General features: G+C 70.8%; 18 protein-coding genes. 6 read left to right on the top strand and 12 right to left on the bottom strand.

What is annotated here, in order from left to right; genetic code table 11:
- Position 1: 1 nt before the first annotated feature.
- The 7 genes from ACFULQ_RS17980 to ACFULQ_RS17950 all read right to left on the bottom strand — a co-directional run bounded on the left by ACFULQ_RS17980 (position 2) and on the right by ACFULQ_RS17950 (position 12,683).
- Positions 2–586, bottom strand: a complete 585-nt coding sequence (locus ACFULQ_RS17980; protein WP_383544657.1) for a carboxymuconolactone decarboxylase family protein — start codon at positions 584–586, stop codon at positions 2–4.
- A gap of 13 nt (positions 587–599) precedes the next feature.
- Entirely contained in the window at positions 600–1,163 is a 564-nt protein-coding gene (locus tag ACFULQ_RS17975) for a cupin domain-containing protein (protein WP_383544654.1), read from the bottom strand.
- A gap of 52 nt (positions 1,164–1,215) precedes the next feature.
- A complete protein-coding gene (locus tag ACFULQ_RS17970) occupies positions 1,216–2,457 on the bottom strand; it encodes an MFS transporter (RefSeq protein WP_383544651.1) in 1,242 nt (413 codons plus the stop codon).
- 30 nt (positions 2,458–2,487) lie between these two features.
- A complete protein-coding gene (locus ACFULQ_RS17965; RefSeq protein WP_383544648.1) occupies positions 2,488–3,285 on the bottom strand; it encodes an alpha/beta fold hydrolase in 798 nt (265 codons plus the stop codon).
- A gap of 164 nt (positions 3,286–3,449) precedes the next feature.
- Complete coding sequence (locus tag ACFULQ_RS17960) at positions 3,450–6,605, bottom strand: ATP-binding protein (protein ID WP_383544645.1); 3,156 nt, start codon at positions 6,603–6,605, stop codon at positions 3,450–3,452.
- Positions 6,606–6,795: 190 nt separating this feature from the next.
- Complete coding sequence (locus ACFULQ_RS17955; protein WP_383544642.1) at positions 6,796–9,963, bottom strand: ATP-binding protein; 3,168 nt, start codon at positions 9,961–9,963, stop codon at positions 6,796–6,798.
- A gap of 146 nt (positions 9,964–10,109) precedes the next feature.
- Positions 10,110–12,683, bottom strand: a complete 2,574-nt coding sequence (locus tag ACFULQ_RS17950; protein ID WP_383544639.1) for a 2Fe-2S iron-sulfur cluster-binding protein — start codon at positions 12,681–12,683, stop codon at positions 10,110–10,112.
- 366 nt (positions 12,684–13,049) lie between these two features.
- Between ACFULQ_RS17950 and ACFULQ_RS17945 the strand changes: the two genes are divergently transcribed.
- The 4 genes from ACFULQ_RS17945 to ACFULQ_RS17930 all read left to right on the top strand — a co-directional run bounded on the left by ACFULQ_RS17945 (position 13,050) and on the right by ACFULQ_RS17930 (position 15,361).
- A complete protein-coding gene (locus ACFULQ_RS17945; RefSeq protein WP_383544636.1) occupies positions 13,050–13,772 on the top strand; it encodes an alpha/beta fold hydrolase in 723 nt (240 codons plus the stop codon).
- A 50-nt stretch (positions 13,773–13,822) separates the two neighbouring features.
- Entirely contained in the window at positions 13,823–14,032 is a 210-nt protein-coding gene (locus tag ACFULQ_RS17940) for a 2TM domain-containing protein (RefSeq protein ID WP_383544633.1), read from the top strand.
- A gap of 35 nt (positions 14,033–14,067) precedes the next feature.
- Positions 14,068–14,559: a DUF4188 domain-containing protein gene (locus tag ACFULQ_RS17935; protein ID WP_383544630.1), complete on the top strand. Its 492-nt coding sequence runs from the start codon at positions 14,068–14,070 to the stop codon at positions 14,557–14,559.
- 166 nt (positions 14,560–14,725) lie between these two features.
- A complete protein-coding gene (locus tag ACFULQ_RS17930; protein ID WP_383544627.1) occupies positions 14,726–15,361 on the top strand; it encodes a BlaI/MecI/CopY family transcriptional regulator in 636 nt (211 codons plus the stop codon).
- 20 nt (positions 15,362–15,381) lie between these two features.
- Here the strand turns inward: ACFULQ_RS17930 and ACFULQ_RS17925 are convergent, their stop codons facing one another.
- Entirely contained in the window at positions 15,382–16,362 is a 981-nt protein-coding gene (locus ACFULQ_RS17925; protein WP_383544624.1) for an ArsR/SmtB family transcription factor, read from the bottom strand.
- A gap of 89 nt (positions 16,363–16,451) precedes the next feature.
- Between ACFULQ_RS17925 and ACFULQ_RS17920 the strand changes: the two genes are divergently transcribed.
- Together ACFULQ_RS17920 and ACFULQ_RS17915 are read left to right on the top strand one after the other, a co-directional pair.
- Positions 16,452–17,711, top strand: coding sequence for an MFS transporter (locus tag ACFULQ_RS17920; protein WP_383544621.1), 1,260 nt, complete (start codon positions 16,452–16,454; stop codon positions 17,709–17,711).
- Between the two features lie 38 nt (positions 17,712–17,749).
- The gene (locus tag ACFULQ_RS17915) at positions 17,750–18,337 is read left to right on the top strand and encodes a DinB family protein (RefSeq protein WP_383544618.1); all 588 of its coding nucleotides are present in this window, start codon (positions 17,750–17,752) and stop codon (positions 18,335–18,337) included.
- 39 nt (positions 18,338–18,376) lie between these two features.
- On the opposite strand, the gene ssuE is transcribed toward ACFULQ_RS17915, so the two are convergent.
- The 4 genes from ssuE to ACFULQ_RS17895 are packed head-to-tail and all read right to left on the bottom strand — an operon-like array spanning position 18,377 to position 22,597.
- The gene (gene ssuE, locus ACFULQ_RS17910; protein WP_383544615.1) at positions 18,377–18,934 is read right to left on the bottom strand and encodes an NADPH-dependent FMN reductase; all 558 of its coding nucleotides are present in this window, start codon (positions 18,932–18,934) and stop codon (positions 18,377–18,379) included.
- A 57-nt stretch (positions 18,935–18,991) separates the two neighbouring features.
- Positions 18,992–20,140: an LLM class flavin-dependent oxidoreductase gene (locus ACFULQ_RS17905; protein ID WP_383544612.1), complete on the bottom strand. Its 1,149-nt coding sequence runs from the start codon at positions 20,138–20,140 to the stop codon at positions 18,992–18,994.
- Positions 20,133–21,224: an LLM class flavin-dependent oxidoreductase gene (locus ACFULQ_RS17900; protein WP_383544609.1), complete on the bottom strand. Its 1,092-nt coding sequence runs from the start codon at positions 21,222–21,224 to the stop codon at positions 20,133–20,135. Before ACFULQ_RS17900 ends, ACFULQ_RS17905 begins: the two co-directional genes overlap by 8 nt.
- The gene (locus ACFULQ_RS17895; protein ID WP_383544606.1) at positions 21,221–22,597 is read right to left on the bottom strand and encodes an NtaA/DmoA family FMN-dependent monooxygenase; all 1,377 of its coding nucleotides are present in this window, start codon (positions 22,595–22,597) and stop codon (positions 21,221–21,223) included. The genes ACFULQ_RS17900 and ACFULQ_RS17895 overlap by 4 nt, the downstream gene beginning before the upstream one ends.
- Positions 22,598–22,608 lie beyond the last annotated feature (11 nt).

The raw sequence follows: 22,608 nt of genomic DNA, 5'->3' as shown, positions 1-22,608 counted from the left end.
CTCACGTCCCCCCGGTTGCCGAGCCCTGGCCGGGGACCGGTACATCGAAGCAGTTCAGCACCATCGCGAGGAGGCAGTAGCTGCCGATGAGGAACACCAGCTCACCGACCCCCTCCTCGCCCAGCAGGTGCGTGGCCCGGTCGTATGTCGAGTCCGGCAGTATGCGCCCGGAGGTCAGGGCCTTGGCGACGTCATGGGCCACGGCCTGCTCGTCGGTCAGCCCGGTGGGACGCCCGCCCGCCGCCAAGGTCGCGATCTGTGCGGCCGGAAGACCGACCTCGTCCGCCGTCTGCTCGTGCGCGTACAACAGGTACCGGGCGCCGTATGAGCCGCCGACGGTGAGGATCGCCACCTCGCGGACGACGGGATCCAGGCGGGCCTCGGCCGCGACCGCCCTCTGCAGGAACAGGGCCGGGACCCCGAAGGTGGGAAAGTGCAGCATCGCCGCGAACGGGCCGACGAGCGCGCCGTCGTCGTCGAGGATGACGACACGGCCCTGCTCCTCGGTGACGAGTCCGGCGATGCCGTCATGCACCTCGCGGAGTTGCGGGCTGAGCTCATCGGGTGGGATCGGTCGAATACGCATGCGTTGCTCCGCCTCAGAGTCCGTCGGTGTACTTGCCGTCGATGAGCACGAAGGCGACCCGGCAGTCGGCGGCCGACCGGTTTGCCCACGCGTGGTTGGTGCCGCGCTGAATCACGATGTCGCCGGCACGGAGGGTGGTCTCACTGTCGTCGAGAACCAGCGTGAGCTCGCCCTCGATGACGATCCCGTAGTCGATCGTCTGCGTGCGGTGCATCAGGGGATGCGGGGCGCCGGCAGCGGACCGCGCCGCGTCCGCATCTCCCATCTCGCCGAACTTCTCGGCCGCCTCGGCCCCCGTCAGGTTGCGGATGCGGTCGTCCTCCGGAGGAAAGTCGATCACCCGCAGGCGCGTGCCGTGCTCGGGCGGTCCGAGCACCAGACGGTCCTCCGCCGGCTCACCGGACCGCCGGTCGATGACGGCGGGCGTCTCACGCGTGTTCCAGACCTCGTAGAAGGTCGGGCCGCCGGGGCCACCGATCTCCAGCACGCGCGCCGGCGGCGCGTCCTGCGTGATCACCGCACGGTCGGCCGCGTCATGGCCGGTCACTATCCTCCGGAACGGTTGCAGTGAGCTCATGGTGAGTCCTTGCCCTTTCAGCCGAAGTGAGCGTTCGAGGTCATCGCGATGGTCACGCGCGGGCGGGCACGGGTGCCGGCTTCGCCCGGGCCACGGTCATGACGTACAGGAGCAGACCCACGGTGGTGAGGAGGAAGCCCGGCCACACGGTGGATAGGGTTCCCCAGCCGGCGTCCAGCGCGATCGCGCCGCCGATCGCACCGAGGCAGTTGGCCAGGTTCAGGGCGGCCAGGTTCAGGGTGCCCATCAGGGTCGGGGCGTCCGGTGCGAAGCTGGTCAGGCGGACCTGGATGGTGGGGATGGCGAGCATCATGGTCGCGCCGACAGCGAACAGACAGGGCAGCAGAACCAGCAGGTTGTCGCCCGCCGCGCCGATCAGTACCAGGAACGCGAGCGCACCGCCGTAGCCCCAGAGAAGACCGCGGTTCTCGTACTCGTCGGCGATCCGTCCGCCCACCTGGTTGCCGACCGCCATGCCGAGGCCGAAGACGGCGAGTGCGACCGGGATGAGGGAAGCGCTGCGCCGGGCCGCGTCGGTGATGAACGGGCCGATGAACGTGTAGACGGCGAAGATGCTGGAGATGCCGAGCGCCGCGACGGTGACCATGAGCCAGACTCCCCGCCTGCGCAGGGCGCCCAGTTCGCCCGTGAGGGAGCTGCCGCGCAGGTCGTCGGTGCGCGGCAGCCAGGCGACCAGGGCCGCTCCGGCGAGCACGCCGACGGCGACCACGGTCGCGTACATGACGCGCCAGCCGGCGTGTTGGCCGACGAAGGTGCCGAGCGGTGACCCGGCGATGGTGGCCACGGTGAGGCCTCCCATCACGGTGGCGAACGCCTTGCCGCCCTTGCCCGGCCCGTACGTGTACGCGGCGACGACGGCCCCGGCACCGAAGAACGCCCCTTGCACGCTGCCGGTGACGAACCGGAAGGCGACGAGCAGCGTGATGTTCGGTGCCAGGGCGGAGAGGGTGTTGCCGATGAGGAACAGTGCGATCAGGCCGAGCAGCAGGGTGCGCCGGTTGACCCTGGCCGCGAGCAGGGTGATGGCCGGGGAGCCGAGCATCACCCCGAAGGCGTAGGCGGTGATGGGGTAGGTCGCGACCGGGACGGACACGTCCAGGTCGGATGCGATCAGCTGGATGATGCCGTTGCTGCCGAACTCGCCGGTGCCGATGGCGAAGGTACCCAGTGCCAGCGCTGCCAAGGTGAGCTTCGGATTGCGGATGGCCGAGGTCGCGAGGGTGTGCCGGCGCTCCTCGGCGACGCACTGGCTGTCGTACGCATGCCGATGCATCGGCTGGTCCTTTCCACGGGCTCCAGCTGGTCAGCGTGCCGCGCGTTTGATCAGCGCGGCCGTCGCCGCGGGCTGCGAGATCATCGCGACATGCGAGGCGTCGGCCTCGAAGATGTGGGCCCCGGCCCGGCGTGCCATGAACCGCTGGGCCGCCGGGGGCAGCACCTCGTCGTCGCGGCCGACGAAGTACCAGGACGGAACGGTCTTCCAGGCCGGAGGGCCGGACGGCTCTCCGAGGGCGCGTGTGTCGGCCGGCCGCTGGCCGGCCCACATCAGGTCGGTGACCGACCTGGGCAGGTCCGCGGCGAACACGTCGTGGAAGAACTCCTTCTTGATGTAGGCGTCGAGGAAACCCCCGCCGTAGGGACGGAAGTCCAGCGCCGCCTCGTTGATTCTGCTTCCCGGGTACTTCGTCTGCAGGCCCTGCAACGTCTCGCCCTGATCGGGCACGAACGCGTCCACGTAGACCAGTGCCTTCACGTTCGGGTTGCCGGTCGCGGCGTTCGTGACGACGATCCCGCCGTAGGAGTGCGCGACGAGGACGAGTGGGCCGCTGAGCGTGGCAAGGATGCTGGCCAGGTAGGCCGAGTCGGAGGCCACGCCCCGCAGGGGGTTGGGCGGCGCGATGACCGGATAGCCGTCGCGGGTGAGCCGCGCGGCGACCCCGTTCCAGCCGGAGGCGTCGGCGAAGGCCCCGTGCACGAGGACCACGGTCGGCTTCGGGGCCTTGCCGCCCCCTGTGTGTGCCTGTGCGGTGGGCGTGTCGAGTGCGGCGCCCGCAACGATCGCGGCGGATCCGGCCAACAGGCCCCGGCGAGTTGTCGTCATCGGTGTATGCCCTTCGCTCCGGCGTTCTCGGTGGTGATGGCCGGTCAGCGTAGGGCGGGTCACTTGACGCGCACTGAACGGACTTCCTGGCGTGCGCCGGGGTCCGGTTCACCATCGGTTCCGTTGTCGTCAAGCCGGTGGGACCAGCCTGCGGATACGCGCCCTTACGCGTCGGCCGGCCGGGCCAGCAACTCCTCGGCGCGGTGGGCGAACAGGTGGGCCTCGCGCTCGGCGGAGAGCGCCCGGGCCCGCTCGGCGGCCGCCCGGACGGCGGTGACCGGCGCACCGCGGGCCGCCATGAGCCGCGCGCGCAGCAGGAGCAGGAAGCCCTCGGCGTAGCGCTGGCCGTGGGTGTCGAGGGCCGAGTCGGCCTGGTCGAGGGCTGCCGTGGCTTCGTCGAGTCGGCCCGCGGCGAGCCACATCTCGCCGAGGAGGCCGTACCAGGTCGCCAGGCCGGAGCGTGGTGGGTCGGCCAGTGCCGTGGTGATCAGGCGTTGTGCCTCCGCTGCCGCTCCGGCCGGGTCCTCGCCGGTCACGGCATGCGCCCAGCACTGCGCCAGCCGCTGGTAACTGCCCAGGAAGACGAAGGAGAACTCCGGGTCCAGGGCGCTGCCCCGCTCGGCCGTGTGCAGCGCCCGTACCGGGTCGCCGGCCAGCGCCGCGGCCGTACAGGCGAAGGCGGCCCAGACGGTGAGCACATAGGCGTCGCCGTCGGCGGTGGCCTCGATCGTGTCGAACAGCGCCCGTGCCGTGTCGGTGTCGCCGTGCAGCGCTGTCATCAGCGCGAGCATGGCGGGGCCGAGCAGGCGCAGATCACGCCGGAGCGTGTCCTGCCCGACGTCGGCCAGGTCGTCGAGCATGGTGGAGCGGCTTCGACTCAGATACCGGAAGGCCTCGCCGATGTTGCCGACGTCCCACTGGTGGATGCCCCAGGCGTGCCAGCCGTAGGTGCGCACGACCGGGTCGGCGGAGGCCTCGCCCTGTTCCAGGAGTCGCTGTGCCAGTCGTGCGGCGCGGTCGAGTTGGATGCCCTGGGAGTGGGCGGCCCAGCGGGAGAAGAGGAAGTCCGTGGTCTCCCGCTCCCGGCCGAGGGCGCGAGCCAGATGCTCGGCCCGCTCCAGCAGTTCGAGAGCCGCACCGACGTATCCCGCCCGCATCCCGTCGACCGCGATGAAGAGCGACAGAGCGGACAGCTCCAGCTCCGCGAGTCCTGCTCTCCGCGCCACGTGCGCGGCCGATTCCAGCTGGTGCGCTGCCGCCTCGAACGCCGACTTTCCCGCCGCGCAACGGCCCGCGCGGATCAGTGCGGCGGCGGTCCGGGCCGGGTCCGCGAGCGGGCCGGCAGCCCACAGATGATGGGCGAGGCGCTCGTCGTCCGTCGTCGTCTGCTGCTCCAGGGCATCCGCGACGAGCACATGCAGCCGGGTCGCCCGGGGTGGCGGGGTGGCCCCGACGACGGACTCCCGGACCAGGTCATGAGCGAAGCGGAAGGCATAGGGGTCCCGCAACGACGGCTCCAGCAGGCCGAGTTCCTGGAGGGGTTCCAGGCGGTCGAGGCAGGTCTGCACCGGCAGGTCGGCGCAGCGCGCGAGCAGGGCGAGGTCGATGTCCCGGCCGATCAACGCCGCGGTCTGCAGCAGTCGTACGGCCGACTCGTCCAGCTTCGCCATCCGGTCGCGCACGACATCGCGGACGGTCGCGGGTACTCCGGCTGGTGTCGTGGCCGCCTCGGTGAGGTCGCTGCCGTCGGCGAGGAAGCGGGACAGTTCCCGGACGAAGAAGGGGTTGCCGGCGGTTCGCGCGTGGATCGTGCGGGTCGCTCCGGGGCCGGGATCCTGGCCGGTCTCCTGACGGACCAGTTCGGCCACCTCGGCCGGGCCGAGCGGGCCCAGCCGGATGCGGCGGTGGCGGGGCAGCCGGCTGGTCGCGGCGAGCATCCGCTCCAGTTGCGAACCGGGTGTCGGCGCGCGGTCGCGCAGGACACCGGTCAGGCCGGTGCCCTGCGGCAGGTGAGCCGCCAGGTGGCTGAAGAGTTCGAGTGAGGCGGCGTCGGCCCACTGGAGGTCGTCGACGACGAGCACCACAGGTCGCCGTGCCGATGCCTGCCGGACGAGCGCGACGGTCTGCTCGAAGAGGCGGAACCGGGCACCGCTGTCCGGCAGTACCGGCGCGGCGGGAACACTCCCGTCCGGGCCCAGGAGGCGGCCGAGTTCACCGGCCTGCCACTCCTTGCGTGCCGCGACGGGCAGGCCGGCGAGCAGCGCGTCGACCGCCTGCACCCACGGCCACATCGAGGGCGTGCCGTCCCCCTCCAGACACCGGCCCCAGACCACCAGGGCGCCACGCCGGTCCGCCTCGGCACCCGCCTCCTCCAGCAGCCGCGTCTTGCCCACCCCGGGTTCGCCCTCGACCACCACCAGACCAGTGCCACCGCCGAGAGCCGACTCCACGGCCTGCCGCAACACCGCCAACTCCTCGACCCGGCCCACCAGTCGACCGTCCGGCGGCAGTGCACCACCAAGGGCTGACGGCCGCTCGGAGGGCGTCTTCTCGGCCGGCGCCGGATCCAGCACGCGGCGCTGCGCGGCCAGCAGTTCCGGGCCGGGATCGAGGCCCAACTCCTCGACGAGCCGGGCCCGAACGGCCTGGAAGACCGCCAGTGCTTCCGCCTGCCGCCCCGCGGCGGCCAGCGCGGAGACGAGACTCGCCTGCACGGTCTCGTGCAGCGGCGCCATCCGGGCGGCCAACCTCAGCGGCCGGAGCACGCGTTCAGGCTGCCCGAGCGATATCGCCAGCTTGGTCGCCGCCACGCACGCGACGTACAACTCGGCGTCCAGTGCCGCGAAGACCGGCACCGATGTCGGCCCATGGAGCAGTCCGTCGCCGGCGGAGGCGTGCCACAGATCCAGCGCCCGGGCATAGAAGTCGAGCGCCACGTCGGGCCGTTGCTCCGCACCGCCGGCCTCGACGAGGTCCCGGAACGTGAGGACGTCCAGCGTGCCGGGACCGGCTGCGAAGAGGTACCCGTTGCCTCGGCGCTGGAGGTAGGAGCCGGTGCCCCGCGCGGGCAGAGCGGGTTCCAGCAGCCGCCGCAGGGTGCCGACGTACTTCTGGAGGATGTTCAGGGCCGATGCCGGGACGTCCTGGTCCCAGATCAGGTCGACCAACTCACTCGTGCTGACCGGCTCGCCCGCACGGGCCAGCAGCACCGCGAGGAGATACGCCTGCTGCCGGGGCCCGGCGTCCAGTTCGACGCCGTCCCGCCAGATCCGTAGCGGACCGAGAATCTGGAGACGCAGCTGTCCCCCGAAGGACGCCATGCCCATCCCCACCCCCACCCCCGCTCACAGGCCGACCATCGTCGGCTGCGGCGCAGCCACTTTACTGTCGGTCCGCGACCTGGGGCCATCAGCCGGGAACGGCCGCTGAGCGGTGCCCTCGTGGGGAAACGGGGTGCCCGACCGGCCACTCCCCCGCGTGGGCCGTCGGCCCTCGGCGTGCGCCCGGGTGTCAGCGGGGCGTGCTGTGCGCAAGTTCGGCCATCAGCTCCTCTGCGCGTCGGGCGAACAGTAGGGCCTCGCGCTCGACGGACAGCGCGTGCGCCCGCTCGGCGACGGCCCGCACGACGGCGACCGGTTCACCGCGTGCCCGCAGCACCCGCGCGCGGATCAGCAGCAGCAGGCTTTCGGGGTACCGCTGGCCGTAGGTGGCGATGGCCGAGTCCGCGCGGTCGAGCGCCGCGTCCGCCTCGTCCAGCTTCCCCGCCGCCAGCCACATCTCGCCGAGGAACCCGTACCAGGTGGCCAGGCCCGATCGGGGCGGGTGACAGAGCGACACCTCGATCAGTCGCTGTGCCTCGGCGGCGGCGTCGGCGGGGGCCTCGCCGGTCACGGCGCGTGCCCAGCAGCGGGCCAGCCGCTGGTAGCCGCCGAGGAAGCCGAACGAGAGCGCGGGGTCCACGGCGATCCCGCGGGCGGCCGCGCGCAGCGCCCGTACCGGGTCGCCGATCAGCGCGGCGACCCGTGCCGAGTAGGCCGCCCAGACCGTGATCGCGTAAGGGTCGTCCCCAGCGGCCTCCTCCATGGTGTCGAGCTGGGCCTGTGCCGCGTCGCTGTCACCGTGCAGGGCGGTCATCATGGCGAGCATCCCGGCCGCCACCCGTCGCAGATCGCGCCGGAGCGGGTCTTCCTCCTGGTGGGCCAGGTCGTCCAGAACGGCCCAGTCGGTTCGGCTCAGATACCGGAACGCCTCTCCGACGGCGCCGACACCCCACTGGTGAATGCCCCAGGCGTAGCGGCCGTAGGCGCGCACCACCGGGTCGTCGGACGCCTCGCCCTGCTCCAGCAACTGCTCGGCCAAGCGGCCCGCGGGTTTCAGCTGTATGCCCTGGGCGTAGGCGGCCCAGCGGGAGAACAGGAAGTCGGCGGCCTCCCGCTCCCGGCCGAGTCCACGGGAGAGGAGTTCGGCCCGCTCCAGCTGGTCGACCGCCGAGCCCACGTACCCGGCCCGCATCCCGTCCACCGCGGTGAACAGCGACAGGGCGGTCAGTTCCAGCTCGGCCAGGCCCGCGGTGCGTGCCACGCGTGCGGCCTCGTGAAGCTGGCGCGCTGCTGCCTCCAGCGCCAGTTTGGCCGCCGCGCAGCGGCCGGCACCGACGAGCGCGGTCGCGGTGCGGGCCGGATCCGCGAGCGGTCCGGCGGACCACAGGTGATGGGCGAGGCGCTCGGCCACCAGCTCGGTGTCCGCGGCCCTGTGCTCCAGGGCATCGGCGACCAGGAGGTGCAGCCGCGCCGCACGCGGTGGCGATATCGTCTCGGCGACCGATTCCCGGACCAGGTCGTGCGGAAAGGCGAACGAGTAGGGGTCCCCGGGCGAGGGTTCGAGCAGGCCCAACCCCTCGCACGACTCAAGGCGGTCCAGACACGTCTGGTGGTCAAGACCCGCGGTTCGGGCAAGGAGCGCGAGGTCGACGTCCCGGCCGATCAGCGCGGCGATCTGCACCAGGCCTCTGGCGGCACTGCCCAGTCCGGCCATCCGGTCGCGCACGACGTCCCGGACCGTGGCCGGCACTCCGATCCGGGCCGCGGTGGTCTCCGTGAGGACACCGCCGTCGGCGAGGAACCGGGACAACTCGCGGACGAAGAAGGGGTTTCCGGCGGTGCGGGTGTGGATGAGGCGGGTGACGGCCGGCCCCGGGTCCTGCCCGGTCTCCCGGCGCACGAGTTCGGCCACCTCGGCAAAGGCGAACGCGGCGAGCGGGATCCTGCGGTGACCGGTCAGCCGACTCGCCGCGGCCAGTATCCGGCCCAGTTCCGTGCTCGGCGCGGGCGCGCGGTCGCGGAGCGCCGCGATCACGGCGGTGCCGCCCGGCAGCCTGGCCATCAGATGGCCGAGCAGATCGAGGGAGGCGGTGTCGGCCCACTGGAGGTCGTCGAGGACGAGGACCACGGGTCGCCGCGCCGCCATCTGACGGACGACAGCGACGGCCTGCTCGAAGAAGCGGAACTGGACGCTGCTGTCGGGCAGGTCCGAGGGTGCGGTGCCGCTGCCCTGCGGTGTCACCAGGCGGTCGAGCTCGCCCAGCTGCCAGTCCTCGCGCTCAGCGGCCGGCACAGGGTCCAGGAGCCCGCTGACGACCTGCGTCCACGGCCACATCGAGGGCGTGCCGTCCCCTTCCAGACACCGGCCCCAGACCACCAGGGCGCCACGCCGGTCCGCCTCGGCACCCGCCTCCTCCAGCAGTCGCGTCTTGCCCACGCCCGGTTCGCCCTCGACCACCACCAGACCCGTACCACCGCCGAGAGCCGACTCCACGGCCTGCCGCAACACCGCCAACTCCTCGACCCGGCCCACCAGTCGGTCGGGAGCGGGTGTCAACTGCCGTTCGACCGGCCCGTCCTCGGCCGGTTCCCGTTCCAGGACGGACAGGTGAGCGGCCACCAGAGCCGGGCCGGGGCCGATGCCGAGTTCCTCGGCCAGCCGTGCGCGGACGGCGCGGAACAGCGCCAGAGCTTCGGCCGGCTGGCCGGCGGCAGCAAGCACGGCGATGAGACTCGCCTGCACCGTCTCGTGCAAGGGCGCCATGCGGGCGGCCATGTGCAGGGACGGCAGGACCCGCTCGGGCCGGCCGAGGGTGGTCGCCAACTCGGCTGCCGCGACACATGCGCGACGGAACTCGTCGTCCAGCCCCGCGAAGATCGCCATGCCGGTGGGACCGTGGGCGACCCCGTCGCCGGCCGCGCCCTGCCAGAGGCCCGTCGCCTCCAGGTACGCGTCGAGTGCCGCACCGAGCCGCCGCTCCGCGACGCTGCCTGCGGCCGCGACGACCAGGTCACGGAACCTGGCGACGTCCAGTGTCCCGGAGGCGGCCACGAACAGGTACGCGCTGCCGCGACGCTTCAGGAACGCGCCGGGCTCACGCGCGGGCAACTCCGGCTCCAGCAGCCGTCGGAGCGCGCCGACGTACTTCTGGAGAATGTTGACCGCCGAGGCCGGGGCGTCCTCGGCCCAGATCAGGTCGATCAACTCGCTGATGGTGACCGGTTCGCCCGCGCGGGCGAGAAGAACCGCCAGCAGATGCGCCTGCTGCGGCGGCCCGACGTCCAGTTCCACGCCGTCTCGCCAGACGCGCAGCGGACCGAGAACCTGCAGACGCAGGGATGCGCCGGAGGTAGTCATTCCCTTGTCCATTCTCAGTGCCGGCAGGAGGGGCGCGGTGGCCGGAACAGGTCTTTCGGGCAGGCGAGTTGTGAGGTGCCGCCTGGTCCGCGTCCGGGACCACGCCCGTGAGTGACCGCCGCCGTCCGCCCTGCCGACCGTCCGGCCTACTGCCCGATCACCAGGTCCTCGGTCGGCAGCGTCTGGCAGGCCAGTCGCCAGCCCCTCGCCAGCTCGTCCGCGGAGAACATCCCCCGGTCGTCGCTCTCGTGGGCGCCGGAGAGCACCCGCACCCGGCAGGTGCCGCAGGCGCCTTCGCCGCACGACTGGGGCAGCGCGACACCGACGGCGTTGGCGGCGTCGAGAACGGACTGCCCGGGGCTGCAGGGGAACGCCGGGGCGCCGCCCTCCCTGCCGATCATGAACTCGGTGACACCGGCAGCCGCCGCGGCGACGGCGATGGCGTGCGCCTTCTCCCGCCGTGTCTCGCTGCTGCGGCCCGACACGAACGCCTCGGTGTGGATGGCCTCCCGCGGGACCCCCAGATCCGTCAGGCTCCCGATCAGGTCCTGCATCATGGCCGCCGGCCCGCACAGGTGCACGCGGGTCGTCGCGGCGGCGTGGGGCAGCAACGCGTCGGGGCCGATCCGCCCGTGCCGGTCGGTTTCGAAGACCGACATCTCCAGCCCGGGCAGCCGGGAGCGCAGCGCCGCCAGCTCCGGCCCGAACACCACCTCGTCCGCGGTCCGGTAGCTCGCCAGCAGGACGATCCGCCCGGTGTGGCCGGCGTCGGCGGCGGCCAGCAGCACGCTCATCAGCGGGGTGATCCCGACCCCTCCGGCGATGAGCAGAAGAGTCTCCGCGGTGCCGTGCGAGGAGTCCGGCTGCCAGGTGAACGCGCCGTGCGGGCCGCTCACCCGCAACGCCAGTCCGGCCTCCAGTTCCTCATGGAGGAACCCCGAGCCCAGCCCGTCCGGCTCGTGCTTGACGGCGATCTCGACGAAGCCGCTCTCCCCGGGACTGCTGCAGATCGAGTACGACCGTTCGATCGGCTCGACGGCGACGGGCAGCTCGACTTTCAGGTACTGCCCGGCTGTGAAGGAGAACGGCATCGTGTCCCCGTCTAGAGGCGCGAGGCGGATCCTGCGGACCGTCGGGGTCAGCACCTCGATGCCGGCCACGCGCAGATAGCCCTCCCAGGGCACGGCCGGGTCCTGGGCCGGTGCGCCGGAGCGGATGGCCCCCCACATCGCTCCGAGCTGCCGCGGCCTCAGGACCGCGTTCGCCGCCATCAGCCCGCCTGCCAGGGCCCCCACCACCCCGGAACCCCAGGCGTCCTGCCCGGCGACGAACAGGCCCTTGACTGGAGTACGGCATCCCGCCCGCGCCGAGCGCAGCCGTTGCGGAGTCGCCGCGAGGCCGTAGAAGGAACCCAGCACGCTGTGCTGATACGTCTCGAACGACAGCGGCGTCGCCAGTTCGGCGAAGGCGACCGTCTCCCGGAAGCCGGGCCAGCGCTCCTCCAGGCGGGCCAGCAGCCGTTCGGTCAACTCGTCCTTGAACTTCCGATAGCTGTCCGGCCGCTCGCTCTCGGGTGTCCCGCGCCACTGGCCGACCAGCTGGGGATCGACCAGTTCCAGCAGCTCCACGGTGTGATGGCGGGCGGCCGGGTTGTTGAGCGACGCGAACGACACGTACAACGTGCCCTCCCCAGGAGGGCGCGGCCCGCTGTCGTGCTCCTGGAGATTGGGCATGAACCAGTGGTTCTCGCCGCGCAGCCCGAACACGGCCGGCGACCGGTCCAGGCCCAGGAACAGCATGACCGCCGACCGCTCCGCGGGCAGCTCCGCCAGTTCATGGCTGCGCCCGATCAGGGCGTACGTGTTGCGCACTCCGGCCGCCGAGACCACCGTGTCCGCCCGCACCCGGTAACGGCGGCCGGTGGCGGTGTCCTCGACATCCACCCCGGTCGCTCTGCCGCCCTCGACGACCACCTCGTGGACCCGCTGTCGGGGACGCAGCACGACGCCGTACCGCCGCAGGATCTCAAGGACGACCCGGTTGAGCTCCTGCGGGCCGCCCACGGGGTGTGCGGTGCCGTCCATGAAGAAGGTCAGCGGGACCGCCGCGTGATAGCCGAACGCGCTCGACGCGGGCGGGGTGCCGTACAGCCCCCAGCGTGCGGCCACGACGGCTCGCAGACCCGGATCGCGAAAGCTCCGCAGGACCTGGTCCCGCACCGATCGGAAGGCCGAGGGGAAGAACCGTTCCACGAGCGGCACGGTCGCCTTGCGCACGCCGGCCGGGAACGATGCGAGGACATTGCGCGCCGTCAGTCCGGCCATGGCCCGGCGAATGGTCCGGAAGAAGTCGTCGATGGCCTCGGTCTCGCCGGGGAACCGTTCCTTCAGACGTGCGCGGAACGCTTCCTCGGTGGCGGGGACGGCGAAATCGAATTCCGGGAAGTGCAGGGCGTCGTACTCGTCCGGCAGGGGCGACAGCTGGGCCCGTCCGTCCGTCATGAATCCGAGGAACGGGCCGGAGTTCGCGCTCATGTAATGCAGCCCGGTGCCGAACCGGTAGCGCCCGGCGCGGGAGAACTCGTGTGTCATCCCGCCGAGCGTGTAGTGCTGTTCGAGGACGAGAACACGCTTCCCGCCGAACTGCGCGATCGCCCGCGCCGCCGCGAGACCACCCATGCCCGACCCGATCACCACGACATCGGCATCCTCGTCCGACATCATCCCCACCCCCCAGTCATCCGACCGCCGGGGCCCACGGTGGCCGAATGCCCTTGACGTCGACTGAATGAACTCTGAAGTCCGCCGGGGACCGGGTCCTCGCCCCATTCCCTCTCCGTCCAGTGCGAGGCCCTAGCTTGGCGTCGAACGTGAGGGTGTGGAGCCGTGTCGTTGTGTGCTGTGTTCCGACGGGCCCGCACATGTCCGGCGGCCGAGGTCGCGTGAGCGGACGTTGCCTGCTGTCGCGGTGCGCGGAAGTGGTCGTCGGCCGGAGGTGCTGGAGAGCCCGAGCACCGCTGCGGTCCTCGTCGGCCGTCGTCCTTCGTCCGTCGTCCGTCGTCCGTCGTCCGAAAGAGAGGGTGGTTCATGGTGAACGGGAATCCGACGATCGTGCTCGTCCACGGGGCTTTTGCCGACAGCAGCGGCTTCAACGCCGTCGCCAAGCGGCTTGTCGCCGACGGCTATCCAGTGATCGCCGCGCCGAATCCCCTTCGGGGGCTCGCCTTTGACGCGGGTCACGTCAAGGCGCTGCTCGACAGCATCGAGGGACCGATCGTGCTGGTCGGGCACTCGTACGGCGGAGCGGTCATCTCCGCCGCCGCCGAAGGGAACGCCAACGTCAAGGCCCTGGTGTACCTGGCGGCGTTCGTCCCGGAGACGGGTGAGAGCGCACAGGCGCTGGTCGAACGGTTCCCGGGCAGCACCGTGGGCGAATCCCTGAAGCCGGTCCCGCTGCCCGACGGACAGGTGGATCTCTACATCGAACCGAAGGTCTTCCATCCCCACTTCGCGGCCGACGTGTCGTTGGAGGAGGCCACGCTCTACTCGATCACACAGCGCCCTGCCACCGGCGCCGCGCTGGGCGAGCCGGCCACCGGTCCGCAGGCCTGGCACACGATCCCCACCTACAACCTGATCAGCGGCGCCGACAGGATCATCCCGCCGGCGACGCAGGAGTTCATGGCGCTGCGCTCGGGGGCGAAGACGCAGGTGGTCGAGGGTGCTTCCCACATGGTGTTCGTCTCCCGGCCGGGAGCGACGGTGGCGCTCATCGAGACCGCCGCGCAGGAGCAGGCACCCGCGCGGTAGCACCGCCGGACAGCGCACGTGCGGTGACCCGATGAGTCACGGGAGGGAAAGTGCACAAGAGCGAAAAGGCCATGCGGCGGGGCCTGCGCATCCACTTCTTCTGGTACGTCCTCGCCAACGTCGTTCAGGTGGTGCTGTGGGCGATTCTCACCCCCGACCAATTCTTCTGGCCCTTGTGGTCGATCGTGGGCTGGGGCATCGGCATGGTGTCCCATTTCTGGGCGGTCCGCGCGAAGACCCGATCAGTTGCCCGTTCATGACGTGAACCATCTCTACGACGACCGGAGGGCGAGTCATGTCCGAGAAAGTGGTTCCGGGGCGCAACACCGCCGCCGCCGAAGGCGACATCGTCGTCTTCCACATCGGGCTGCGGATCAACCGGCTGCGAGCGTTCTCCAGTTGGCTGCCGGCGTTCATGTCGATGCCGCGCATGCTGCGTGAACTGTCGAAGGAGAAATCCAGCGGCCTGCTCGGGTACAAGGTGCTCTACGGCAGCCTGCGCGACTTCTATGTCGTCCAGTACTGGTCCGACAAGGAACGGCTCCTGGCCTACGCCCACCAGCAGGACAAGGAACACCGACCCGCGTGGACGGCGTTCAACCGACGTGCACGTGCCGCCAAGGGTCATGTCGGCATCTGGCACGAGACGTTCATCGTTCCGGCCGGTTCCTATGAATCGGTGTACGTCGACATGCCCGCGTACGGCCTCGGCGCCGCGACCGGTGTCGTTCCGGTGGGCCGGCGCGGTGACACGGCAGCGCAGCGGCTGCGTACGGGCGGGAAGTGAGCTGCCCGGTCACCTCAGGTCAGTCAGTGCTCCTTCCGGTGAGACACACTCCCCTTCGCATCCGTAGTATCACTGCACAGTGACGCATGTTGTCGGCAGTCGAATGGGGGCAACCTGATTCCTGGCGTGGGATGCAGTCTTGATGCGTAGGAGACCGTGAAGGAGCATGACGATCATGTCTGACACTGTGACCGCAAAAAACGGGGTGACCTCCCAGTACCTGGCACGGGTGGCTGACGACCTGGAACAGAACCTCAAGGAGCAGGAGCGTCTCGGCGCCGAAATCGCCGCCCTGCAAAGCCAGTTGGCGGAAATCGAAGCGGACCGTGCGGTGCTGCTGAGCCTTCAGGAAACACTCGGTGCAGCCCCCACCCCCGCATCGCCGGCTGCCGAACCCGCGCCGACTGCCACCGACGCCGACGAAAAGGAATCCGCGGCACCCGCCAAGGCCAAGAAGGCGCGAGCCAAGAAGCCCGCCGCGGCGCCGCGCAGGACAGCGGGCAAGCGAGAGAAGGCACCCGCGAAGTCCGCCGAACCGCGGCAGCCCTCCCTGGTCTCCCTGGCCCGCACCTTCCTGAACGGTCAGGCCGAACCCCGCTCCGCCGCCGAGGTCGCCGAGGCGCTGGCCAAACAGCACCCCGACCGCGACATCAAGACAACCGTCGTACGCACCACGCTCGAAGGACTCGTGGCCAAGAACCACGCCCAGCGCAACAAGCAGGGCTCATCGGTGTTCTACACCGCTCCCGACTCGACAGAGTCTTCCGCGGACAACAGCCCGAGCCCCGAACAAGCAACCTGACACCTGACTGCGGTGAGCCCTCAGCCCGAACCGGCGACCAGCGCCTCGCCGAGCGGAGTGCGCCGGTAGAGCACCGACCGTCCGGACCGGGCGCGGACGAGCAGCCCCGCGTCTCGCAGGATGGCGAGATGGTCCCCTACCGCACCTGGTGCCATGGCGAGACTTCGGGCGAGGTGACTGGTACTGGCCGGGGCGTCCAGCGCCAACAGCAACCGGGCTCGGGACCGGCCGACCAGGGCGGTCAGCGCGTCCGGTCGGGAGACTGACTCCTGTTCGCCCCACAGGGCGGCGGTGCCGCGGGCACGGTAGATCAGGGTCCGGGGCCAGGGGTCTTCCAGGTGCGCGGCGATGTTCGCGACGAAGACCGAAGGGATCAGCAGGAGCCCGTCGCCGGCGAGGGGCACTGTTCCGACGTCGGAGAAGTGACCGATCTCGATACCGCCGGCCTGCCAGGCGATGCTCGAATGCAGGCTCTCGATGGTCGCGACCCATCCGTGTTCGCCGATCACACCCACCCGGTGCACGACATCGCGCTCACAGATCGCGCGCAGGTGCGGCCAGTCCGTGGCGAGCAGTTCGTGCCAGGCCCGGTCCATCGCCTCGGCGATCCTGGAGACGGCGTCCGTGGAGTCAAGGACCGCGCGGACGCGGGGATCACGGGCGGACGGGCCGGTCGCGTGAGTGGCGATTTCACGGCGGGCGGCTTCCAGCGGGGCGGCCCGGATCATGGCCAGGTCGTCCGCCCAGGTCTGGTTGAGGCCGCGCGGGGGCGGCGCGACGAAGTCCGGTCCGGACTGCGGGGTGTGCAGGGCGAGGACGGCGTCCAGTTCGGTCTCACGGCGAAGCCGTTCGAAGGCCGGCAGGAGTCGGGTGGTCCAGGCTCGCGGCAGGGGCCTGTTCTGGCCGGCGAGCGAGCGCAGCAGGAAGCAGAGGTCCATCGCGGGCGACAGTGCGAAGCGGCTGCGCAGCAGGTCCTCGACGGAGACTTCGAAGCGCAGCACCCAGCCATGCTAGCGCGGGACATCTGCTTCGATTCGTCCAGCGACGAATCATTGGTGACAGGCATGGCCACACCGCGAGGCTGCGCGTCATGACCCCGACCGCCGAGCCCGCACAGGGCAACCGCCGTGCCACCTACCGGGAGGTGCTGGCCGAGCCGCGATTCCGGCTGCTCTTCGCAACCCGCACCGTCGCGATCACTGCGGACGCACTGCGGATCACCACCTTTTCGGTGCTGGTCTTCTCCGCCACAGGCTCCGCGCTGCTGAGCGCACTGGCCTTCGGCATCGGCTTCACCCCGCAACTGTTCGGCTCGCTGCTGCTGGGCTCACTCGCCGACCGGCTCCCTCCCCGCGCGCTCATCACCGGCGGATACGTCTTGACGGGCGCCGCCGCCCTGCTGCTCGCCCTGGTGCGGATGCCGGTCGCGGCAAGCCTCGGTGTCGTGGCGCTGGTCGCCCTCACCACACCGGTGTTCCACGGCGCGTCGAGTCGGCTGGTCGCACTGTCCCTGGAGGGCGACGCCTACGTACTGGGGCGTTCGCTGAACAACATCGCTGCCTCCGGCGCGCAGTTGCTCGGTCTGGCGCTGGGAGGTGCGGCCGTCGCGGTACTCGGCCCGCGCCGGGCGCTCGCGGTCAGCGCCGCCCTCTACCTCGGCTGCGCGCTCGCAGTGCGCGTCGGGCTGCCCCGACCGCGGCCGGGCGAGTTCGGCGGCACACCCGGCTCTCGGGGCCGTGGCGGACCCGTCCGAGCCAGCCTGCACGGGGCCGGCCTGCTGCTGCGCGGACACACGGTACGACGACTGATGCTGGCCCAGTGGCTACCGCCCGCGTGCGTGACGGGAGCGGAGAGTCTGATCGTCGCCTACGCGGGAGGACACCGCTTCGCGCCCGCCTGGTACGCGGTGCTGATGGGCTGTCTGCCGGTCGGCATGCTCGTCGGTGATCTGCTGGTGGGCCGACTGCTGCGGCCGCCTGCCCGGGAGCGACTGGTGGTCCCGTTGATCGCGCTGATGGGACTGCCGCTGGTCGGCTTCGCGGCCGAGCCCGGAGTGGGTGTCTCGTCCCTCCTGCTGCTGCTCTGCGGCTTCGGATTCGCCTTCGGCCTCGGCCTGCAACGGCCGTTCCTGGACGCCCTGCCGCAGGACGGCCAGGGCCAGGCCTTCGGTCTGCTCGGCTCCGGCAGCATGACACTTCAGGGCGTGGGGCCGGCCTGCTTCGGCTCGGTGGCCGCAGGCATCGGAACGGGCGGCGCCATCGCCCTGGCCGGCGTTGCGACAGCGCTGGCCGCCGGCTGGATCCTCACCTGGCACCCGCCCACCTCGCCGGTCCCCGCCCCGACGTCTTGATGACAGTCCACGAACACCCCATGGAAGGTACATGCCGCATGATCGATGAGTTCGCGAAGGACAACCTGCACGGGCGACTGCGGCGGGATCGCGAGGCATTGCTCTGGAAACTCGACGGCTTGTCCGAGTACGACGCCCGCAGACCTGTGACGGCTACCGGGACCAACCTCCTCGGCCTGGTCAAACACATGGCCCACATCGAGGCCCGGTACTTCGGCGAGGTCTTCGACCGCCCTTCCCCGGAACCGCTGCCCCGGTGGCAGGACCACTCCAGCGGCAGCGATCTGTGGGCGACCGCGGACGAGACCCGCGATCAGATCATCGCGTTCTACCGGCGCACGTGGGAACACTCGGACGCCACGATCGACGACCTTCCTCTCGACGCCCCCGGCCACGTGCCGTGGTGGCCGGAGCCGCATCCCCACACGAACCTGTTCGCCGTCATGGTGCATGTCATCGGCGAGACCAACCGGCACGCCGGACACGCCGACATCGTGCGCGAGGGCCTCGACGGCCGGACCGGGATGCGCCCCGAACACGAGCAGCGGATCGACGAGGAAGCCCGTGCGGCGGCCTGCGCGAAGATCGAGCAGGCCGCCAGGTCGGCCGCATCGATCAAGGCCTAGATCGGCCACACCACCCGGCGACCTGCAAGGGCCTCGGCGTCATCCCGCGGCAGCCAGCAGCGTCGTACGTCCGCCCAGCGCGGCCGAGAACTGGTCCGTGACCTGTGCCAGGGCCTCGGCCGATCCCGGCGCGACGGTCAGCGTGCCGTCCTCACCCACCGTGATGTCCTTGTCGAGCGTGAACCAGCCCGGCGTGATGTGCGCAGGGCCCATGGAGGCCAGCACCGGGCGCAGGGCGTAGTCGATGGCGAGGACGTGGGCGGTGGTTCCGCCGGTGGCCAGCGGGAGGACCGTCTTGCCTGCCAGGGCGTACTGCGGCAGCAGATCCAGCAGGGACTTCAGGAGTCCGGAGTAGGCGGCCTTGTAGACGGGAGTACCGATCACCACTCCGTCCGCGTGTTCGAAGAGGGCGGTGGCCCGGACGATCTCCGGGTGACCGAAGTCGGCCCCTAGCAACGCCTCGGCAGGCAGGGTGCGCACGTCCAGCGGCACCACCTCGTGCCCCTGTGCGATGAGCCGCTCGTCCAGGTGGCGCAGCAGCCGAGCGGTGCGGGAGGTGGCGGAGGGGCTTCCGGAGACGGACAGGACAGTGGCCATGGGAGGGACCTTTCGGTTCGTCGTTCTTGCAGGCGATCTGTGGGGTCGTCCCGAGCGTCAACTCGACGGGAAGGAGTGCCCCCGTCGGCGCCATTCCTCCGCGAGCAGTTCGTACGAACGGACCCGGTCGGTGTGGTCGTGGGTGATCGTGGTGATGAGCAACTCGTCCGCGCCCGTGGCCTCTTGGAGTTGCTCCAACTGGTCGGCCACCCGGCCCGGTGAACCGACGAACTGGGTGTCGAGGCGGTCCTGGACGAGGGCCCGGTCCTCGTCGGTCCATGAGTGGGCGCGCGCTTCCTGCGGCGTCGGGTACTCGATGGCGCCCTCGGCGGTGCGGATGCTGCGGACCCACGGGCCGTAGCCGGAGGCGAGTTCGCGGGCAGTGGCGTCGTTCTCGGCGACCACGACATCCGCCGAGACGCTGACGTACGGCTTGTCGAGGAACTCGGAAGGCTGGAAGAAGGACCGGTAACCTTCCACCGCCTCCAGGACCGTGGCCGGGCTGACGTGGTAGTTCGCCGCGAACCGCAGACCGTTTCGGCCCGCGACAGCGGCGCTCTCACCACCGCTGCTGCCCAGGATCCACACCTCCAGGTCAGCGCCCTCCCCCGGCACGACGTGCGCCTCGACGCCCTCCGGGGAGCGGTAGGTGCCGGCGAGCAGGGCGAGGATGTCGTCGATCTGCTCGGCGTAGTCCTGGGACTCGGCGCCCGGCAGCAGAAGCAGCCTGCGCTGCAACGCGATACGGGGCGAGCCGAGCAGATGCTCGAAGGAGAAGCGGGGCGGGATCAACAGGCCGTTCGGGGTGCGGCCGTCGACGACCGGGGTCGCCGTCGGCAGCGGCGCGACCGGCTGTCCCGGTGGGCGGCCGCCCGAGCGGCCCAGGCCCAGGTCGAAGCGGCCCGGGTGCAGCGCGTCGAGCAGTCCGAACTCCTCCACCGTGGACAGCGCCGTGCGGTGCCCGAGCTGTACTGCCCCGGAACCGAGCCGGATGGTGGAGGTGGCGGATGCGGTCAGGGCCAGGACGACGGCCGGTGACGTGCCGGCCACGCCCGGATTGAGGTGGTGCTCGGCGAACCAGTAGCGGGCGTATCCGAAGCGCTCGGCCCGCTGTGCGAGGTCGATGGAGTTGCGCAGGGCATCGGCCGCCGTCGAGCCGGAGGGAATCGGGACCAGGTCGAGAACGCCGAGAGCAATGTCAGACATGGACGGACTCCTGGGTGAGCGGTGGCGCCGCCGCCACGGGTCCCCACACGAACGGCGGGTCCGGGATGTCACGGCGCAGCACGGGGGCGACCTTGGCCTGGAACAGCTCGAGGGAGGCCCGGTGCCGGGACTCGGTCAGCCCGCTCGCGTCCGCGTGCAGGTGGACCACCGTGTGGCCGAACTGTTCGTGGTAGCGGTGCACCTTGTCGATGACCTGCTGCGGGCTGCCGATGAGAGCCGAGCTGCGTTCGACGAAGTCCTCCAGGGTCTCGAAGACGATCGGGAGACCGGCCTTCTTGAAGAACGCCAGATTGGACTCGAAGATCGGGCGGTACGCCGCCAGCGCCTCCTGAGAGGTGGGCGCCACGTAGATGCCCGCCGTGCCCGCACCGACGGCGATCTTCGCCGGATCGTGGCCGTAGTGTGCCCAGCGCTCACGGTAGTACCGGATCAACTCGGCATACGGCTCAATGGGGTTGGTGACGTTCGCCGAGAACAGCGGGTCGCCGTAGCGGGCGGCCAGGTCGACCGACTCCTTGCTGGTGGCGCTGCCGTGCCACACGCGGACCGGGTGCTGGTACGGCCGCGGCCACACCTCGGCGTCCGTCAGCGGAGGACGGAAGCGGGTGTCGGCACTGACCTTGTCCTGCCGCCAGATCTTGCGGAAGACCTCATAGCTCTCGGCGTTGCGGTCCCACTGGTCCTCGGGCGTGACCTGGAACAGGTCGCGCTGCGCGGCGCCGTTGCCCTTGCCGATGATCAGGTCCAGGCGCCCCTCGGACAGGTGGTCGAGGGTGGCGTAGTCCTCGTAGGCGCGGACCGGGTCCAGCAGGCTCAGCGTCGTGACGGCCGTGAACAGGCGGATCCTCTTCGTGAGGGCGGCCACATGGCTGAGGACGACGGTCGGTGAGGAGGAGATGAACGGCCGCTCGTGCCGCTCCCCCACACCGAAGCCGTCGAAGCCCAGTTCCTCCGCGAGCAACGCGTTGTCGAGCACCTCACGGAAGCGGTCGTGGGTCGACTTCTGCACCCCGGTGACGGGGTCCGGACGATGGACGATGAGGGTGATCGCGAGGAACTTCATGAGGCCGCCCGGTGTGCGGTGCGGGTGTCGTCGGGGTGGGCGAGGCCGAGGTGGTGGCGCAGGGTGGGGCCGTCGTAGTCGGTGCGGAAGACGCCCTGTTCCTGGAGGAGGGGGACGACCTTGTCGGCGAAGGCGTCCAGGCCGGTGGGGGTGATGTGGGGGACCAGGATGAAGCCGTCGCTGGCGTCGGCCTGGACGTAGTCGTTGATGGTGCGGGCGATGGTGGCGGGTGAGCCGATGAAGTTCTGCCGGTTGCCGGTGTTGATGACCAGGTCGCGGATGGACCACTTGTTGGCCTCGGCCAGCTCACGCCACTCGCGGGCGGTGGCCAGCGGGTCCCGGTACATCCGCACCTGGGCCCGGCCCTTGGAGATGTGGTTGTCGCTGACGTCCGGATCGATGTCGGGCAGCGGCCCTTCCGGGTCGTACGACGAGAGGTCCCGGTTCCACACGAACTCCAGGTGCTTGAGCGCGGTGGCGCCGCTGACCTGCTGGCGGCGCACGGTCCGGGCCAGTTCCTCGGCCTCGGCGTCGGTGTCGGCCAGCGCGAAGGACGCTGCGGGCAGAATCAGCAACTCCTGCGGGCGGCGCCCGTACTTGGCGAGACGGCCCTTGACGTCGGTGTAGAAGGCCTGGCCCTCGGTCAGGGTGGCGTAGCGGCTGAAGATGGCGTCGGCGGAGGAGGCGGCGAACTCGCGGCCCTCCTCGGAGTCACCGGCCTGGAAGATGACCGGGCGGCCCTGCGGGGAGCGCGGCACGTTGAACTGGCCGTGGATGTCGAAATGCTGCCCGGTGTGGACGAAGGAGCCCGCCTTCGCGTCCCGCAGGAACACCCCCGCAGCCTGGTCGGCAAGGATCTCCTGCCCCGTCCAGGAGTCGAAGAGTTCCTGGGTGGTGGCCAGGAACTCCCGGGCCCGGGAGTAGCGCTCGCTTTGCGGGAGGAAGCCGCCGCGGCGGAAGTTCTCGCCGGTGAAGGCGTCCCAGGAGGTGACCACGTTCCACGCCGAGCGGCCCCCGGACAGGTGATCCAGGCTGGCGAACTGGCGGGCCACCTCGTAGGGCTCGTTGAAGGTGGAGTTGATGGTGCCGGTCAGCCCGAGGTGCTCGGTGACGGCGGCCAGCGCGGCCAGGATCGTGAACGTGTCCGGGCGGCCCACCACGTCCAAGTCGTATATTTTTCCGCCCTGTTCGCGGAGCCTGAGTCCCTCGGCGAGGAAGAGGAAGTCGAACTTGGCGCGTTCGGCGGTGCGCGCGAAGTGCGCGAAGGAGTCGAACTCGATGTGACTGCCGGCCTCCGGGTCGCTCCACACGGTGGTGTTGTTGACGCCCGGGAAATGCGCGGCTAGGTGAATCTGCTTCAAGGGCTTGGACATGGTGGCGGGAT

The sequence above is a fragment of the Streptomyces sp. NPDC057253 genome (genome assembly GCF_042669125.1).
Lineage (GTDB): Bacteria > Actinomycetota > Actinomycetes > Streptomycetales > Streptomycetaceae > Streptomyces.
This window is presented reverse-complemented; position numbering and strand designations above follow the sequence as displayed.

What these genes read in the sequence shown, in the direction of transcription:
- ACFULQ_RS17935 (WP_383544630.1), top strand. Translation starts at nt 14,068, where the DNA reads ATGTCCGAGAAAGTGGTTCCGGGGCGCAACACCGCCGCCGCCGAAGGC.
- ACFULQ_RS17980 (WP_383544657.1), bottom strand. Translation starts at nt 586, where the DNA reads ATGCGTATTCGACCGATCCCACCCGATGAGCTCAGCCCGCAACTCCGC.
- ssuE (WP_383544615.1), bottom strand. Translation starts at nt 18,934, where the DNA reads ATGGCCACTGTCCTGTCCGTCTCCGGAAGCCCCTCCGCCACCTCCCGC.
- ACFULQ_RS17950 (WP_383544639.1), bottom strand. Translation starts at nt 12,683, where the DNA reads ATGTCGGACGAGGATGCCGATGTCGTGGTGATCGGGTCGGGCATGGGT.
- ACFULQ_RS17970 (WP_383544651.1), bottom strand. Translation starts at nt 2,457, where the DNA reads ATGCATCGGCATGCGTACGACAGCCAGTGCGTCGCCGAGGAGCGCCGG.
- ACFULQ_RS17965 (WP_383544648.1), bottom strand. Translation starts at nt 3,285, where the DNA reads ATGACGACAACTCGCCGGGGCCTGTTGGCCGGATCCGCCGCGATCGTT.
- ACFULQ_RS17975 (WP_383544654.1), bottom strand. Translation starts at nt 1,163, where the DNA reads ATGAGCTCACTGCAACCGTTCCGGAGGATAGTGACCGGCCATGACGCG.
- ACFULQ_RS17955 (WP_383544642.1), bottom strand. Translation starts at nt 9,963, where the DNA reads ATGACTACCTCCGGCGCATCCCTGCGTCTGCAGGTTCTCGGTCCGCTG.
- ACFULQ_RS17960 (WP_383544645.1), bottom strand. Translation starts at nt 6,605, where the DNA reads ATGGCGTCCTTCGGGGGACAGCTGCGTCTCCAGATTCTCGGTCCGCTA.
- ACFULQ_RS17920 (WP_383544621.1), top strand. Translation starts at nt 16,452, where the DNA reads ATGACCCCGACCGCCGAGCCCGCACAGGGCAACCGCCGTGCCACCTAC.
- ACFULQ_RS17945 (WP_383544636.1), top strand. Translation starts at nt 13,050, where the DNA reads ATGGTGAACGGGAATCCGACGATCGTGCTCGTCCACGGGGCTTTTGCC.
- ACFULQ_RS17915 (WP_383544618.1), top strand. Translation starts at nt 17,750, where the DNA reads ATGATCGATGAGTTCGCGAAGGACAACCTGCACGGGCGACTGCGGCGG.
- ACFULQ_RS17905 (WP_383544612.1), bottom strand. Translation starts at nt 20,140, where the DNA reads ATGTCTGACATTGCTCTCGGCGTTCTCGACCTGGTCCCGATTCCCTCC.
- ACFULQ_RS17930 (WP_383544627.1), top strand. Translation starts at nt 14,726, where the DNA reads ATGACGATCATGTCTGACACTGTGACCGCAAAAAACGGGGTGACCTCC.
- ACFULQ_RS17900 (WP_383544609.1), bottom strand. Translation starts at nt 21,224, where the DNA reads ATGAAGTTCCTCGCGATCACCCTCATCGTCCATCGTCCGGACCCCGTC.
- ACFULQ_RS17895 (WP_383544606.1), bottom strand. Translation starts at nt 22,597, where the DNA reads ATGTCCAAGCCCTTGAAGCAGATTCACCTAGCCGCGCATTTCCCGGGC.